This is a genomic window from Desulfoluna spongiiphila (assembly GCF_900101345.1).
Taxonomy (GTDB): domain Bacteria; phylum Desulfobacterota; class Desulfobacteria; order Desulfobacterales; family Desulfolunaceae; genus Desulfoluna; species Desulfoluna spongiiphila.
Genome location: NZ_FMUX01000001.1, coordinates 663,086 through 679,337 on the forward strand (window position 1 = coordinate 663,086; position 16,252 = coordinate 679,337).

Annotated in this window: 11 protein-coding genes; 10 read left to right on the forward strand and 1 reads right to left on the reverse strand. The window is 62.1% G+C overall.

All coding sequences use genetic code 11. The features are described from left to right. Nucleotides 1–195: 195 nt before the first annotated feature. Nucleotides 196–1,380 carry an ACR3 family arsenite efflux transporter gene (arsB, locus tag BLQ12_RS02840; RefSeq protein WP_092207993.1) on the forward strand — a complete coding sequence of 395 codons (1,185 nt, stop codon included), beginning with the start codon at nt 196–198 and terminating at the stop codon, nt 1,378–1,380. A gap of 118 nt (nt 1,381–1,498) precedes the next feature. On the opposite strand, the gene rbp is transcribed toward arsB, so the two are convergent. Next, nucleotides 1,499–1,828: an RNA-binding regulator gene (gene rbp / locus BLQ12_RS02845; RefSeq protein ID WP_092207995.1), complete on the reverse strand. Its 330-nt coding sequence runs from the start codon at nt 1,826–1,828 to the stop codon at nt 1,499–1,501. A 750-nt stretch (nt 1,829–2,578) separates the two neighbouring features. On the opposite strand from rbp, the gene BLQ12_RS02850 reads away from it, so the two are divergent. From BLQ12_RS02850 to BLQ12_RS02890, 9 genes are read left to right on the forward strand one after another with little or no spacing between them, the layout of a single operon-like run. Then, nucleotides 2,579–5,032 (forward strand): glycogen/starch/alpha-glucan phosphorylase, encoded by a 2,454-nt coding sequence (locus BLQ12_RS02850; protein ID WP_092207997.1) that lies wholly within the window; start codon nt 2,579–2,581, stop codon nt 5,030–5,032. Between the two features lie 37 nt (nt 5,033–5,069). Beyond that, a complete protein-coding gene (locus BLQ12_RS02855; RefSeq protein ID WP_092207999.1) occupies nt 5,070–5,408 on the forward strand; it encodes an STAS domain-containing protein in 339 nt (112 codons plus the stop codon). Between the two features lie 20 nt (nt 5,409–5,428). After that, nucleotides 5,429–5,908, forward strand: a complete 480-nt coding sequence (locus tag BLQ12_RS02860; RefSeq protein WP_092208001.1) for an ATP-binding protein — start codon at nt 5,429–5,431, stop codon at nt 5,906–5,908. A gap of 16 nt (nt 5,909–5,924) precedes the next feature. After that, a complete protein-coding gene (locus tag BLQ12_RS02865) occupies nt 5,925–7,571 on the forward strand; it encodes a DUF4301 family protein (protein ID WP_092208003.1) in 1,647 nt (548 codons plus the stop codon). Further along, nucleotides 7,568–9,823, forward strand: coding sequence for a glycoside hydrolase family 2 protein (locus BLQ12_RS02870; protein WP_092208005.1), 2,256 nt, complete (start codon nt 7,568–7,570; stop codon nt 9,821–9,823). Before BLQ12_RS02865 ends, BLQ12_RS02870 begins: the two co-directional genes overlap by 4 nt. After that, nucleotides 9,820–11,550, forward strand: coding sequence for a glycoside hydrolase family 9 protein (locus tag BLQ12_RS02875; protein WP_217640221.1), 1,731 nt, complete (start codon nt 9,820–9,822; stop codon nt 11,548–11,550). Before BLQ12_RS02870 ends, BLQ12_RS02875 begins: the two co-directional genes overlap by 4 nt. Then, nucleotides 11,547–13,361: a glycosyltransferase family 2 protein gene (locus BLQ12_RS02880; protein WP_092208007.1), complete on the forward strand. Its 1,815-nt coding sequence runs from the start codon at nt 11,547–11,549 to the stop codon at nt 13,359–13,361. The genes BLQ12_RS02875 and BLQ12_RS02880 overlap by 4 nt, the downstream gene beginning before the upstream one ends. Then, the gene (locus tag BLQ12_RS02885) at nt 13,358–14,737 is read left to right on the forward strand and encodes a DUF3131 domain-containing protein (RefSeq protein WP_092208009.1); all 1,380 of its coding nucleotides are present in this window, start codon (nt 13,358–13,360) and stop codon (nt 14,735–14,737) included. Before BLQ12_RS02880 ends, BLQ12_RS02885 begins: the two co-directional genes overlap by 4 nt. Further along, nucleotides 14,734–16,239, forward strand: coding sequence for a DUF3131 domain-containing protein (locus tag BLQ12_RS02890; RefSeq protein ID WP_092208011.1), 1,506 nt, complete (start codon nt 14,734–14,736; stop codon nt 16,237–16,239). Before BLQ12_RS02885 ends, BLQ12_RS02890 begins: the two co-directional genes overlap by 4 nt. Nucleotides 16,240–16,252: the final 13 nt, after the last annotated feature.

Here is a 16,252-nt window from a genome sequence, read left to right on the forward strand (position 1 = left end):
ATTTTTAAAACCTGTTTGTTAAACCCGTCATCAATAAGATCAGGCAAAAGTTTGGCCCCCGGCAGGGCCGCCAGAATTACCTTGAAAGCGGGTTACCGCTGGGCGTTGCCCCCTTGCTCCTCGTGCCAAATCCCAGCGGCATGTTTGTGAAACGGTGTCTTTCATTTTTAGCGCGAGCCCTTACAGGAGGACGACATGCGCAACGCACCACAGGCAAACGAAAATCGCACGCTGAAAAACCCCTTTGAACGCTACCTGACGCTCTGGGTGGGACTTTGCATCGCGGGGGGCATCCTTCTGGGAAAAATCGCCCCGGAGCTGGCCCAAACCCTTGACGGCATCAGCATCCGGGTCAACGGCGCTCCGGTGGTCTCCATTCCCATCGCCGTCTGCCTCTTTTTCATGATGTACCCCATCATGGTCAAGATCGACTTCGCCGAAGTGGTCAGGGCTGGAAAAAGCGGAAAACCGGTGACCCTGACCCTGGTGCTCAACTGGGCCATCAAACCCTTTACCATGTACGGCATCGGCCTTCTCTTTCTGGGGATCCTCTTCCGGGGGTTCATCGGCACCGAGGCCGTGGACCTGGTCAAGATGCCCTTTGGCCTCGACCTGCCCGCAGGGGCCGCCCACGGCGCCGGTACCGTGGTGCTCCAGGACGGGATCAAGATGCTTGAGGTTCCCTTGTGGCGGAGCTACCTGGCGGGCTGCATCCTTTTGGGCATCGCCCCCTGCACGGCCATGGTGCTGGTCTGGGGATACCTGGCCCGGGGCAATGACGGGCTCACCCTGGTCATGGTGGCCATCAACTCCCTGACCATGCTCCTGCTCTACGGTGTCTTAGGAGGGTTCCTCCTGGGCGTCGGGCGTCTGCCCGTCCCCTGGCAGGCCCTTCTTCTCTCCATCGCCATCTACGTGGCCCTGCCCCTGGTGGCGGGCTACCTCTCCAGGCGCTGGCTGATCAAGGCAAAGGGGCGCGCCTGGTTTGAGGAGACCTTTCTTCACCTGCTCACCCCGGTGACCATCACCGCGTTGCTCACCACCCTGGTGCTCCTCTTCAGCTTCAAAGGCGAGGTGATCCTGGCCAACCCCCTGACCATCCTCTGGATCGCCGTGCCCCTGTTTCTCCAGACCATCCTCATCTTCGTCCTCGGATACGGGGCGGCCCGGATCTTTAAGCTCTCCTACGAAGACGCCGCCCCGGCGGCCATGATCGGTGCCTCCAACCACTTTGAGGTGGCCATCGCCACCGCCACCATGCTCTTCGGCCTCTCCTCGGGGGCGGCCCTGGCCACGGTGGTGGGCGTCCTCATCGAGGTGCCCGTGATGCTCATGCTGGTCAGGGTCTGCACCCGGACCCGCCACTGGTTCACCCCATAAAAAAAGCCCCGTGCAGCAAGATGCACGGAGCTTTTTCTTATGTACGGGCAAATCGCCACTGGCGATGGGGAAAAATCAGGGGCCGCCGGTCTGCCGGATGGCTCCAGCGGCGCGTCCCTTAATAACGGTCGTAGCCTCCACCGTCCCCGCCGCCGTTGTACCCTCCGCCACGACGGCCACCACCTCCGCCGTATTCGTTGCGGGGCTTTTTGGGGCGTGCTTCGTTGACGGTCAGGGTGCGACCCATGATCTCAGAACCGTTGAGTGCTTCCAGAGCGGCTGCCGCCTGATCGGAATCGGGCATCTCCACAAAGCCAAACCCCTTGGATCTGCCGGTGTCACGGTCGGTGATGATACGTGCTGAGTCCACATCACCAAAGTTTTCAAAGACTACCCTCAGCTCATCGTCGGACATATTGTAGGCAATATTGCCAACATATATGTTCATCTGCACTTTTCCTCATCGCCATTGGTTCAATGTCATCATCGAAATTTACCCCATGGCGAACGCAGACAAACTTCGATACCCGGGATACGTCATCCGGGCTTTTTCCATTTAGCCGGTACCATCAGACCTGGTTATCCTGCGTGACGGCCTTTCCCAACATTCGGCCCATGTCGATACAGTACACTTAGTCATTGGAATACCTAAAAGATTACAGATCAATGCCGGGGCTGTCAATATGAATAGTGACCGGCGGTTATTTTTAGAAACCCAGGCCTGGCAGATCCCTTCGGCTGTTTAACGTGCCCTGCCCCCACCGATGGACGGGAATGCCTCCGCCATTGCCCGCCCGTGGCCGACTTCCCCCTTGACACAGGCAACCAAACCATGAGATTAATTAGTAATTATAGCCAAATACCAGTAATACCCCGTCATCATCCATGGCCCCCGCACCAGAGAGACACCCCACCGCCGCCAACCCAATGCACCACCGAGAGCCGATGCGTCAGCCTCGGATTCAGGACCCATGCAGCCTGCGGCCACCGTCAGACCATTCACGCCCCATTCGTGGCCAGGTCCAGCCCCCTCCCTTTGTCTTTCGTCCCGGGGAGCGGGACATACAGCACAGGTACGACCCGGTGACACCCGACCCGTAATGCCCCGTACCGGTACGTGTCAACGCCAGCACGGCCCTTTATCGCATACGCCCGCGATACATTTCGCCGAGGCCCACACCCCATCCTGGAGGACGGAATGAAAGCCAAAGTCAAAGCTGTCACGCCATCAGCGCCCCATCGCCAATCCATCACCCGGCACCTGAGGTACTCTTTGGGAACCCCGGAAACCAAAGCCCCCCTTCCGAGTCTCTATGAGGCAACCGCCCTTGCCGTCCGTGACCATCTCATCGACAAAATGATGGAAACCGAAGCCCGGTATGAGAAAAAAAAGGCAAAACGTGTTTACTATCTGTCCCTTGAATTTCTCATGGGGCGCTCCCTTGGAAACAACCTGTACAACCTGGGGTTGTTCGAGGCCTTTTCCGAAAGCCTGGCCGACATGGGGGCCGACATCGACGAAATCCGGGCCCAGGAACACGACGCGGCCCTTGGCAACGGCGGTCTGGGCCGCCTGGCCGCCTGTTTTCTGGACTCCATGGCCACCCTGGGCCTTGCCGGGTACGGCTACGGCATCAACTATGAGTTCGGCCTGTTTAAACAGGAGATCGACAACGGCTACCAGAAAGAGAAGCCGGACAACTGGCTGGGAAACGGGACGCCCTGGCAGCTCAAGCACCCGGAAAAGCAATGCATCGTCCCCGTCTACGGGCGCATCGTCCATGCCGAAGACCGTGAGGGCAACTACAACCCCATGTGGATGGACTGGAAAACCCTCATCGGGATCCCCCACGACATGCCCATCGCTGGGTACGGCGGCAAAACGGTGAACACCCTGCGCCTGTACGCGGCCAAATCCTCCGATGATTTCGACATGGACATCTTCAACACCGGGGATTACCTTAAGGCCGTGGAACAGAAGATGACCTCCGAGACCGTCTCCAAGGTCCTCTACCCCTCCGATGCCATGGAGTCCGGACGGGAACTCCGGCTGGTCCAGGAGTATTTCTTCGTGGCCTGCGCCATCCGGGACATCGTGGATCGCCACTTAAGCTCCTACAAGACCTTCAACACCTTCCCGGACCGCGTGGCCATCCAGCTCAACGACACCCACCCGGCCCTTGCCGTTGCCGAGCTCATGCGCCTCCTTGTGGACGAACACGCCCTGACCTGGAAACGCGCCTGGGCCATTACCTGCGCCACCTTTGCCTACACCAACCACACCCTCCTGCCCGAGGCCCTGGAAAAATGGCCCGTGGCCCTCATGGAGCATGTCCTTCCCCGCCACATGCAGATCATCTTTGAGATCAATCACCGGTTCTTAGACGAGGTCAAAGCAAAGTGGCCCGGGGACAACGCCCGCCTTGCCGCCATGAGCATCATCGAAGAGTCCCACCCCAGGCAGGTGCGCATGGCCCACCTGGCCATCGTCGGGAGCCATTCGGTCAACGGGGTGGCGGCCCTGCACTCCGAACTGGTGAAGACAGAGCTCCTCCCCGATTTTTATGCCCTCTACCCGAAGCGGTTCAACAACAAAACCAACGGGGTAACGCCCCGGCGATGGCTCTTCAAGGCCAACCCGGGCCTGACCGCCCTGATCACCCGCCACATCGGAGACGGGTGGGTCACGGACATGGACCGACTCACCGGCCTTGAGCCCCTGAGCCGGGAGCCGGCCTTTCAGGACGCCTTCGGCACGATCAAACGGGCCAACAAGGAGGTGCTGGCCAAAACCATCTGGGACACGTGCCGCCTGAAGGTTTCTCCGGATTCCCTGTTCGCCATCCACGCCAAGCGGATCCACGAATACAAGCGGCAGCTCCTCTGCCTGCTCCACATCATCCATCAGTACCTGGAGATCGTGGAAGACGGTAAAATACCCAATTTTCCCCGCACCTACATCTTTGCGGGCAAAGCCGCCCCGGGCTACGAAGCGGCCAAACGCATCATCAAGCTCATCAACAGCGTGGCGGCCACTGTCAACAACGACCCCCGCGTAAACGATGCCATCAAGGTGGCCTTTATCCCGGACTACCGGGTCTCCCTTGCCGAGCGTATCATCCCGGCCGCGGACCTGAGCGTGCAGATCTCCACCGCCGGGAAAGAGGCCTCGGGCACCGGCAACATGAAGTTTGCCATGAACGGCGCCCTGACCATCGGCACCCTGGACGGGGCCAACATCGAAATCATGGAAGAGGTGGGCGAAGAGAACATCTTCATCTTCGGCCTCACCGCCGGAGAGGTCCAGGCCATCCGCGCGGGCCACGCCTACCGCCCCTGGGCCATCGCCGAATCCGAGCCCGTCATCAAACGGATCCTGGACGCCCTGGGCACCGGCCGGTTCAGCCCGGATGCTCCGGGACGGTTCATCCCCGTCTGCGAGAGCCTTCTCAGCCAGTACGACCCCTACCTCCACCTGGCCGACCTCTCGGCCTATATCAAGGCCCAGGAGCAGGTGGAAGCCTGTTACGACACGCCACGCCTCTGGATGGAAAAGACCATCCTGAACGTAGCCCGCATGGGCAAATTTTCAAGTGACAGAACCATCCTGGAGTACGCAAAGGACATTTGGAACGCAACGCCCAAGGGGTGAACCCCACAGGCATAATCTCCATGCAAGGAGGCAACACATGCGGTTAGAGACAAGAAAGGAAGGGGAGGTCTTCATCGTGCGCTCCCTTGAAAACAGAATGGACGCCAAGGTGGCCGTAGACTTCCGCTCCGACATGGCCCGGTACATCGACGACGGCAACACCCGCATCGTCCTCAACGTGGGGGGCCTGAACTTCATCGACAGCAGCGGCTTGGGGGCCATTGTCTCCTGCCTCAAGCAGGTGGGCAGAGACGGCGCCTTCGTCATTGCCGAAGCTGATGAAACAGTCCTGAGTATGTTCAAACTCACGCGCATGGACCGGGTCTTCCAGATGTTCGATACGGAACACGAAGCGGTCCGGGCCATTTCAATCTAACCCCTTAGGAGGAGCCTCCGATGGACTCAAAAAAAATCACCTTTGCCATCGACAGCAACCTGAGGGACGTCTCCCTCATCGGCCTGTCCATCAACAAAATCTGCTCCCAGATTCCCCTCACCGACGTGGAGGTCTACCAGATCGAGGCGTGTGTGGTGGAAGCCATCAACAACACCATCGAGCATGCCTACAAGCACACCACCGGCAACCGTGTGGAGGTGGATGTCGACCTCTACCTCGACCGCATCGCCTTTAAGGTCTGCGATACCGGCCAGAGCATGGACCCCGCCATCACCCCTTCCCTGGACTTCGATCCCGATGACCTGGACAAACTTCCCGAAGGCGGCATGGGCCTGTTTATCATCCACCAGGTCATGGACCAGGTGGCCTACCGCACGGACAAAGGAAAAAACATCCTGGAGATGACCAAAACCTTCGGGGCCCAGCCCATCATGGACGGTCACCAGGCAAGCACACCCACGGGCCCGCACCCGACGTAAGGGGAACAGGAGAGCCATGAAGACACCTTCCTTTACACAGGCCGACCAGGAGGCCCTGAGCGCACGGGGACTCTCAGAGGCGGAGGCCGAAGACCAGCTCAGGACCCTGCAGGAGGGGGTGCCCTACCTCACCCTGGACAGGCCGTGCACCATAAGCGACGGCATCATGCGCCTCTCCCCGGACACCATCGGGGAGTGCATCGACCGTTACGAACGGGAAGCGCCCCGGCGCCACATCACAAAATTCACCCCGGCCTCCGGGGCTGCCACACGCATGTTTCAGGACCTGATCCGCATGGAAAAGGCCGACGCCTTTGTGGAACCGGGCTGGATCCAGAAAAAAGCCGATGAAGGGGACCCGTCCTGCCAGGCCCTGGTCACCTTCATGGCCAACCTTGACAAGTTCGCCTTTTACGAGGCGCTCTCGGTGTTGTCCGCCCACGAAGGGATTCCCCTGTCAAGGCTTCGGGATCGCAGCCATCACCTTCGAATCCTGCGTTACCTGCTCAACCCCGTGGGCCTGGATTACGCCCGGCGGCCAAAGGGCCTGGTCCTCTTCCACCATGCCCCCGAGGGCCCCCGCACCGCCTTTGAAGAGCACCTGGTGGAAGCGGCTCAGTATGCAAAGGGAAGGGGGGATGTCTGCCGACTTCACTTCACGGTCTCTTCAGAACACCAGCCCCGGTTCGAGGCCCTCTTCAACCATGTCCGGCAAGGCTATGAATCCCGTCTCGGCGTCCGCTTCGACCTGCACTTCTCCACCCAGAGAAGCAGCACCGACACCCTCGCCCTTACCCCGGACGGAGACCCCTTCCGCCAGGACGACGGCTCCCTTCTCTTCCGCCCCGGGGGCCACGGGGCCCTGCTGGACAACCTGAACCGCCTGAACGGGGACATCATCTTTGTCAAAAACATCGACAACGTGGTTCCCGACCACCTGAAGCCCCCCACCACCCGATTTAAAAAAGCACTGGCCGGGCTTCTGCTCACTCTCCAGGCCGACACCTTCAGATGGCTCAAGCTCTTAAGCGTCCCCGGAGCCCCGGCCATGATCGACGAGGCCCTGGAATTCGGCCAGAGCTGCCTGAACCTCAAGATCCCGGAAGCCATCCGCCAGGCCTCGCCCCCCCACCGCCGCAGTTGGATCATCGACCGGCTCCATCGCCCCTTGCGCGTCTGCGGCGTGGTGGAAAACAACGGAGAGGCCGGGGGAGGTCCTTTCTGGGTGCGGCACGGTGACCAGCCCCCCTCCCTTCAGATCGTGGAGGGATCGGCGGTGGACCCCTCCTCCTCCCGGCAGCAGAAACACCTCAGGTCCGCCACCCACTTCAACCCCGTGGACCTGGTCCTGGGGCTCCGGGACTTCCAGGGACACCCCTTTGACCTCCGTCGGTTCACGGACCCGGAGGCGGTCTTTATCTCCAGCAAAACCAAGGGGGGCCGAGATCTCAAGGCCCTGGAACACCCCGGGCTCTGGAACGGCGGCATGGCACACTGGAACACGGTGTTCGTGGAGGTTCCCCCTGAAACCTTCGCACCGGTGAAAACGGTGCTGGACCTCCTGCGTGACGAACACCGTGCGCACCTCGCCTTCCGGGACCCGGGCCACTTCTGGGACCTGCCGGTGGGTGCAGCCCCGGCGGGCAAAGAGGCCCCAAAATGAACCTGAAACGACGCATGGGAGCCTGTCTCCCCGTCATCGTCGGGGCCCTTCTGGGGCTCTCGGCCTGCATCACCCCCCAGGCGCCCCCCACCGGGGCGTCCGGGCACGAGGCCGTACAGGAACTCTCCCTTGCGGGCACCTGGCGGTACCAGAAAGGGGGCCTGGGCCCTGAAAACCTGGCCGACCCGGCCCTCTCCCATGCCCACTGGCCCCAGATGACCCTTCCGGCCAACTGGTATCTCCGGGGGGTCGACCACGCCGGGGTGATGTGGTTTCGGAAAACCGTGCCCCTGACCCTGCCGGAAGGGGCCCTGGCCCGCCTTCACTTCAGCGGGGTGGACTATGCCTGTGATGTCTGGGTCAACGGCACCTGGGTGGGGCACCACCAGGGGTATTTCGCCCCCTTTGCCTTTCCGGTCACCGCACAGCTTCAGGCAGGAGACAACCTCATTGCCGTGCGGGTCAACAGCCCCAACGAGGAGTACGGCAGGCAGTGGAGCCTTCACAAGCGCCTGATCAAGGGCGTCCTGAACCACCACGATACACGGCCGGGGGGGGCCTGGTCCCCCCGGGGCCAGGAGAAAAACAGCGGCGGGATCTGGGCACCGGTCACCCTGCGCATCACCCGGAAAGCCGCCATCACCGGCCTTGCCGTCACCCCTGAACTGACAGAAGACGGGGCCGAGGCCCATGTGGCCCTGGCCCTTGCCACCCCGGACATGGCAGGAGAAACGGTGCAGGTCACCCTCAGGGTCACGCCCCAAAAAGGGGACGGCACACCGGCACAGGCCGTCACCACCCAGGCTGAATTCCCCTGCCTGGGCGAGACCCTCTCCGGCCACCTCACCCTCCAGGTCCCCGGAGCCAGGCTCTGGTGGCCCTGGGAGCTGGGCACCCCGGCCCTCTATCGCGTGGAGGCCACCGTCCGCCAGGGCGACACCGTTTTAGACACCCACGCAGATCTCTTCGGATTTCGGGAGATCAAACGGGACCCGGCCACCGGCACCTGGCTGATAAACGGCAAGCGGATCTTCCTCCGGGGGACCAACTACATCGCCTCCCAGTGGCTCTCGGAGATGGACCGCACGCGGCTCGCCGCAGACCTTGACCTCATGAAGCAGGCCCACATCAACGCCATCCGCGTCCATGCCCACGTGGAGCCCAAGGATTTCTACCGTCTCTGCGACGAAATGGGCCTTCTGGTGTGGCAGGATTTTCCCCTGCAATGGGGCTACGCCGACGACAAAGACTTTTCCGACGAAGCCGTCAGGCAGGCCAAAGAGATGGTGGACTCTCTATACAACCACCCCGGCATCTTCACCTGGTGCGGCCACAACGAGCCCCCCTGGGATGCCACATGGATGAAGTGGAAGTACCCCGGCTATGTCCCAGGCCAGAACCAGGAGCTGGACAGGGTCGTGATGCAGGCCCTGGTAAAAGCCGATGCCAGTCGGCCTGCCCAGGAAAACTCCCCCACCGCGGATCATCCCTGGCTGGGGTGGTACTCGGGGAATTGGCGGGATTACGCCCGCCCCACGGACCGCTCCCTCATCACGGAGTTCGGCGCCCAGGCCCTGCCGAAGCAAAGCACCCTGGAGACCTTTCTGCCTCCTGAGGCTATCTGGCCCCAGACCCGTGAGGCATGGGACCTCTGGGCCTACCACAACTTCCAGGAGAAGGAGAGCTTCGAGATCGCCGGCATTCCCCGGGGCGAGTCCATCGATGAGCTGATCCGGGCCACCCAGGGCTACCAGGCCCGGCTCACCCAGCTTGCGGTGGAGTCCTACAGGCGCCAGCGCTTCGCCCCGGTGGCCGGGATCTTTCAGTTTATGTTCGTGGAGGGATGGCCCTCCATGAACTGGGGAATCGTCGATTACCTCAGGCACCCCAAGCCGGGCTACATGGCCCTTCAACAGGCCTATCAGCCCTTGCTGCCGAGCATTGAAATGGCCAAAGAGACCTGGGCCGAGGGCGAGACCGTCACCGCGCGCCTCTGGGTCATCAACGACCTGCCCGAAGAGATCCCCGAGGCTACCCTGACCCTGGCCCTCATGAAAGGGGACCGGCAGCTGGCCAAAGCCAGGGAAACCTTTGCCATCGAGGCGGACAACGCCCGACAGGCCACCGGCATCTCCCGGGCCGGGCTGCCCCAGGGGGCCTACCACATCGAGGCGGCCATCCTCGGCCCCGACGGCAAGGTTCTGGCCTCCAATCGCCTTGAGTTCCGAGTGGAAAAAGGAGAGACGCCGTGATCCGTGTTCTGGCCCTTGGCCTTCTGCTTGCAACGTTTCCGGATCCAGGCCGGTGCAACGCGTTGCACCCGGGGCCCGAGCCCTGTCGCATCCTGGTCAACCAGGTGGGATACCTCCCCCACCTTCCCAAGCTTGCCCTGCTCACCGGGGACCCTGTGGGGGCCGGAGAGTCCCTTGCCAGCGTTGTATCAGCGGCTACCGGCGCAACAGCCTTTGAGGTCTCCCCCGGAACCCCTTACAGAGAGGAACCCAACGGCCCGGCCCTGAGGGTCCTTGATTTTTCCGGGCTCAAAAAAACCGGCCGGTACCGCATCACCTGGCAGGGGGAGCGCTCCGCTGAGTTTGCCATCGGCCCGGATATCTTCACCGAGGCCCTGACCCTTCTGATGCGCTCGTATACCCTGCAACGCTGCGGCGTGGCGTTGAATGACCCCCTTACCGGCCTGCGCCACGGCCCCTGCCACACACGGGACGGGGTGGTGGCCCACGAGGACGCCTTTGCCGCCACGGGCACCCCCGTCGAGGCCCGGGGCGGATGGCACGATGCCGGAGACTTCGGCAAATACGTGGCCACCACTGCCGTCACCGTGGGAAGGCTCCTCGCCTGCCGGGACGAGACTCCGACCCTTTTTGAGGGCCTGGACCTCTCTTTTCCCGAGACGGACAAAGGCCCCGTGTGCGACACCCTCACCGAGATCAGGGTCGGCCTTGACTGGATGCTGCGCATGCAGCGGCGCGACGGGGCCTTTTACAGAAAACTCTCCGGCGCCTCCTGGCCCGGTGCCGTCCCCCCGGACGCCGACCTCCAGATCCGATACCTCTACGGCATCTCCACACCGGAGACCGCCAAGGCCGCCGCCGCCCTTGCCATGGCGGCACGGATTTACAAAAAGGGGGACCCCGCCTTTGCCGACCGCTGTCTCAAGGCCGCCCGGCTCGGATGGCAGTTTCTCATGGACACCCCCGGAATGCGGGTGGACGTCCACAAAGGGGACGACACGGGCTCCGGACCCTACCTCGCCGGTCCCATCGACACGGAGGCCACCCTCACCACCGACCTGGACGACCGGTTCTGGGCCGCGGCCGAGCTCTTCATCACCACGGGGGAGGCCCCGTTCCTGGCCGAGGTGGAACGCATCCTGCCCCTGCTCCCCTGGGGGCTCTTTGAATGGAAAAACCCGTCTTCCCTGGGCATGGCAAATCTCCTGCGCCACAGCAACACCCCGGGCAGGGTCACCGAGGCCCTCAACGACAAACTGTTCCGCAGGGCCGACACCCTGGTGGCCAACGTTCGAAAGAGCCCCTGGATGACGGCCAACACCCGCATGGTCTGGGGCTCCAACAAAATGACCGCCGAAGAGGGGATCACCCTGGCCCTGGCAGCGGCCCACACGGCCAATCCATCTTACCTTTCGGCGGCCACAGCCCAGCTCAACTACCTCCTGGGGGTCAACCCCTTCGGCCTTAGCTACGTCACCGGCCTGGGAGAGACCTCGGTGAACCGAGTCAACCATCTCTTTGGACGGGCCGTGGGCATCAACATCCCGGGTCTTCTGGTGGGAGGCCCCAACGCCAACGCCGAAGACGGCATCGCCCCAAAGGACAAGGGGGTGAGAAGCTACATCGACAGTGAAAAATCATACGCCACCAACGAATACGCCATCGATTACAACGCAGCCATCATCGGCCTCATGGTCCACCTGACGGCCCTGGAGAAAACCTTATGACCGCCTATTTTGAAAAATACGAATCGGTCCTTCCCCCGGAGCCCATCCCCCACTCCATCCCCCGGGAACTCCTCTGGCAGTTCCTGGCCACCATGAGCCTGGGGGTGGGTCTCTGGTACATTGCCTGGCGGTGGACCGCCTCCTTGAACCCGGAGGCCCTCTGGTTTGCCATCCCCCTGGTGGCGGCCGAGACCCTGGCCTACATCGGCCTTATCCTGTTTGTCATCAACCTCTGGGCGGTGCGGGACATCCCCATGCAGCCTGCCCCCTCCTCCATCCGGCAGTGCGTCTCCGACCCGGAGGCCTTTGAAGACCGGCCCCTTCAGGTGGACGTCTTCTTTCCCACCTACGACGAGGAGCCGGAGCTGGTCAGGCTGAGCATTTTAGATGCCAAGGCCATGGGCTACCCCCACCCCATTGACCTGACCATCCACGTGCTGGACGACGGCAAGCGCGAAGCCATGGCCGAGGTGGCCCGGGAAGAAGGGGTCAACTACATCACCCGGGACTCCAACGTCGGGTTCAAGGCGGGCAACATGCGAAACGCCATGGAGCAGACCTTCGGGGACTTTATCGTCATCTGCGACGCGGACACCCGGCCTTTTCCCACCCTGCTCAAACGCACCCTGGGCTACTTCCGGGACCCCGACGTGGCCTGGGTCCAGACCCCCCAGTGGTTTTTTGAGCTGCCCCCCGGTACCCCCCTTCCCCAGGTGCTGAAGAAACGGCTGGGCACCCCGGGCCATCTCCTTGGCCGGGGCATCGAAAAACTCGTCGGCCCGGTGCGGATGGGGGAAGACCCTTTTTGCAACAGCCCCCAGATGTTTTACGATGTCATCCAGCGGCGAAGGAACTGGGCCAACGCCTCCTTCTGCTGCGGGGCGGGCTCCATCCACCGGCGGGAAGCCGTCATGGAGGCGGCGCTGAAGTCTTACTCCTCGGCCATGGACCGTTTCATCGGAAAAATCACCCGGGACATCAAGGATCTCTCCCTGAAATCGGACCTCACCGAGGCCATGCAGCGGGAGCTGGCCCTTGAGACCGAACTCACGCCGTACAAGTTCCACGTCTCCGAAGACATGTACACCTCCATTGTCCTCCACTCGGACCCGGACCGGGAGTGGAAATCGGTGTTCCACCCCCCGGTGGAGTCCAAGATGCTCTCCACCCAGGACCTTGTGAGCTGGGCTGTCCAGCGCTTCAAGTACGCCGGGGGTACCATCGACGTCGCCTTAAACGACAACCCCCTGTTCAAAAAGGGCATGAGCTTTCCCCAGAGGCTCATGTACGCCTCCACCTTCTGGTCCTATTTGGGATGCATCTGGAACGTGGTCTTCCTTGCGGCCCCCATCATCTATCTCTTCACGGGCATCGCCCCGGTGGCGGCCTACTCCATGGACTTCTACAAGCACGTGCTCCCCTTCCTCTTTTTAAACACCCTGGCCACCATGGTGGGGACCTGGGGGGTGGCGGCCTGGTCCGGGCAATCGTTCTATCTCTCGTTTTTCCCCATCAACTTCCGGGCCCTGGTCACCGTCCTCCGAGGGAAAAAGATCTCCTTTCCCGTGACCCCCAAAACCCGGCAGGAGGGCAACTTCGCCCACCTCGTGATCCCCCAGATCCTGGTGATGGTCCTCACCGCCTCAGGGCTGGCCTACGCGGCCGTCATGGCCTGGATGGGCCGGTTCACCAACGTCAACGGCCTTCTGACCAACGCCTTCTGGGCCGCCAACAACATCCTGGCCATGTGGGGCATCGTGGCCGCCGCCTTCTGGAAACCCGACCCTACGGATGAAGGAGAGACGTCATGACCTTTACCCAAGGCCTGCTCAGGGCACGAAGCCACATCGTCTTTCTCCTGGGACTCGTTGCCGCCTTCGGCACGGTCATCGCCCTGGAACGGGCGGAATTCAAGCAAACCCCGGTCCCGGCCATCGTCATCGAAGAGACCGCGGACCTGGCCATGGGCCAGCCCTCTCCCCTGTCCGAGACGGAAATGGCCTGGGCCCGCATCGCCTGGACCTACTTTGAAAACAACCTCCAGGAAAACGGCCTCGTCAACTCCGTGGACGGCTACACCGCCACCACCCTCTGGGACACCGCCTCCTACATGATGGCCCTCATCTCGGCCCACCGACTGGGTATTTTAGGGGAAGCCCCCTTCCACGACCGCATGGGCACCCTCCTTGAGACCATGGAAAAGCTGCCCCTGTTTGAAGGAACGCTCCCCAACAAGTCGTACAACACCGTCACCGGCGCCATGGTGGATTACGACAACCAGCCCACCCAGCGGGGCATCGGCTGGTCGGCCATCGACATTGGGCGCCTGCTCACCCCCATGAACATCCTGATCTGGAACTACCCGCGGCACACCCCGCGCGTGGCCGCCATCCTTTCGGCCTGGGACTTCCAGGCCCTTATCCGGAAGGGGAGCCTCTACGGGGCGGCCTTAGACGACAACGACCAAACCATCTTCCTCCAGGAGGGACGCGTGGGCTACGAGCAGTACGCGGCCAAATCCCTGGCCCTCATGGGCCTGGATGTGAGCCGGGCCCTCTCCTACACGGAGTTTCTGTCCTTTGTGGATGTCTTTGGGATTCAGGTGCCCCACGACAGCCGGGATCCCGAGATCTACCATGCCCACAACTACGTGGTCAGCGAGCCCTTTATCCTGGATGCCCTGGAGTACGGCTGGGACGAAACCTCCCGGGAATTCGCCTACCGGGTCTTCAAGGCCCAGGAGCGCAGGTACCTTGAAACGGGCACCTTGACGGCGGTGAGTGAGGACAACATCGACACCGCCCCCTGGTTCGTCTACAACACGGTCTTCACCGACGGCGAAATCTGGAACTGCATCACCGAAGACGGCAAAGACGCCTCTGCCTTCAAAAGCCTCAGCACCAAGGCGGCCTTCGGCTGGCACTGCATCTACGACACCGACTACACCCGCCTGCTCATGGCCGCCGTGGAAGGTCTCAACAACCCGGAAAAAGGATGGTTCTCCGGGTTGTATGAGAAGCAAGGAGTCCCCAACCGAGCCATCACCTGCAACACCAACGCCATTGTCCTTGAGAGCCTCTGCCGAAAACACGCGGGACAGCTTGTGGCCATCCATGGCCCGGTGGACGCCGGAAAGCCCGGGCCGCACCGCACCGTCCGCCTCCACCCCGAAGGAGAGACCCCATGACAACACCGACCCCCGCCCGACGCCTGGCGTCCCCCGGCGCGGCGATCTGGCTGCTCCTTCTTATCCTTGGCCTCACCCTCGGTGCGTGCTCCCCGGACGGGTACCGGTTCATCCCCTCCTACGACGACCAGGAGGAGGACCGCATCGAGGCCATCGCCATCGACAAAAAACCCGCGCCCCCCAAAAACAGCCCGCGGCATGTAGGGCGCAACGGCCCCCTCACCGAGGAGGAGATGGCCCTGGCCAAGGTGGCCTGGACATACTTTGAAAACAACTACAACCCGGGGACCGGCCTGGTAAACGCCGTCAACGCCTACCCCTCCACCACCATGTGGGACACCGGCTCCTACTTAGGGGGCCTTGTGGCCGCCCATGAGCTGGGCCTCATCGATAAGAACGAACTCAACATGCGGCTTACCGCCATCTTGAAGACCTTCAACGAGATGGCTTTTTTCCGGGGAGAGCTTCCCAACAAGGCGTACAACACCCAAACAGCCCAGATGGTGAACTACGCCAACCAGCCCGGGGAGATCGGGTATTCGGCCCTGGACCTCGGCCGCCTGCTCATCTGGCTGCGCATCATCAAGGAGCGCTACCCCGAACACGGCAACGCCATCGACAGCTTTATCCTGCGCTGGAACTTCTGCCGGGTCCTGGACCGCTGCGGCACCATGTACGGAGCGATCCTCAAGGACGGGCAGCCCCAGTACCTCCAGGAAGGGCGCCTGGGCTATGAAGAGTACGCGGCCAAGGGGTTCCAGCTCTGGGGGTTTGACACCACGCGGGCGTCCAAGGCCGAGCCCTTTGCCTACATCCTCATGTTCGATGTCAACGTCCCCTACGACACCCGGGACCCCCGGGAGCTGGTGGCCCACAACTACGTGGTCTGCGAGAGCTATGTCTTAGACGGCATCGAACTCAACTGGGACCTTGTCTCCGACAGGGACACAAACGACCGCTCCCACTCCGATGCCGTCTCCGAAGATTTTGCCCAGCGGATCTACCAGGTCCAGGAGGCCCGATACCGCATGAAAGGTATCCTTACGGCCCGCACCGAGCATCAGCTCGACGGCCCCCCGTACTTTGTCTACGACACCATCTACACCGACGGCTACACCTGGAACACCATCACCGAGGACGGGGCCTACGTGCCCCAGTTTTCCGCCATCGCCCTCAAAGGGGCCTTCGGCCTCTGGAGCCTCTGGGAGACCCCCTACACCGACCTGCTCTATGACGCCGTCTCCGGGCTCTACGATCCGGAAAAAGGCTTTTACGAAGGGCGCTACGAAGTCACCGGCGGCCTCATCAACACCTTCACCGCCAACAACAACGGCATCATCCTGGAGACCCTGCTCCACAAGGATCAGGGCAAGCTCTTAAAATTCGGGGACCACCCGAGCAAATGGGAGAAATCCATCGCTAACGAATTTTCAGGGTCCGACAAGTGTTACCCCGGCCACCGGGAAAGCTGCGGCCCCTTTGTCAAAGACAAAACGCCCTGACCCATGACCGGAG

What these genes read in the sequence shown, in the direction of transcription:
- arsB (WP_092207993.1), top strand. Translation starts at nt 196, where the DNA reads ATGCGCAACGCACCACAGGCAAACGAAAATCGCACGCTGAAAAACCCC.
- BLQ12_RS02890 (WP_092208011.1), top strand. Translation starts at nt 14,734, where the DNA reads ATGACAACACCGACCCCCGCCCGACGCCTGGCGTCCCCCGGCGCGGCG.
- BLQ12_RS02870 (WP_092208005.1), top strand. Translation starts at nt 7,568, where the DNA reads ATGAACCTGAAACGACGCATGGGAGCCTGTCTCCCCGTCATCGTCGGG.
- rbp (WP_092207995.1), bottom strand. Translation starts at nt 1,828, where the DNA reads ATGAACATATATGTTGGCAATATTGCCTACAATATGTCCGACGATGAG.
- BLQ12_RS02855 (WP_092207999.1), top strand. Translation starts at nt 5,070, where the DNA reads ATGCGGTTAGAGACAAGAAAGGAAGGGGAGGTCTTCATCGTGCGCTCC.
- BLQ12_RS02880 (WP_092208007.1), top strand. Translation starts at nt 11,547, where the DNA reads ATGACCGCCTATTTTGAAAAATACGAATCGGTCCTTCCCCCGGAGCCC.
- BLQ12_RS02850 (WP_092207997.1), top strand. Translation starts at nt 2,579, where the DNA reads ATGAAAGCCAAAGTCAAAGCTGTCACGCCATCAGCGCCCCATCGCCAA.
- BLQ12_RS02860 (WP_092208001.1), top strand. Translation starts at nt 5,429, where the DNA reads ATGGACTCAAAAAAAATCACCTTTGCCATCGACAGCAACCTGAGGGAC.
- BLQ12_RS02885 (WP_092208009.1), top strand. Translation starts at nt 13,358, where the DNA reads ATGACCTTTACCCAAGGCCTGCTCAGGGCACGAAGCCACATCGTCTTT.
- BLQ12_RS02865 (WP_092208003.1), top strand. Translation starts at nt 5,925, where the DNA reads ATGAAGACACCTTCCTTTACACAGGCCGACCAGGAGGCCCTGAGCGCA.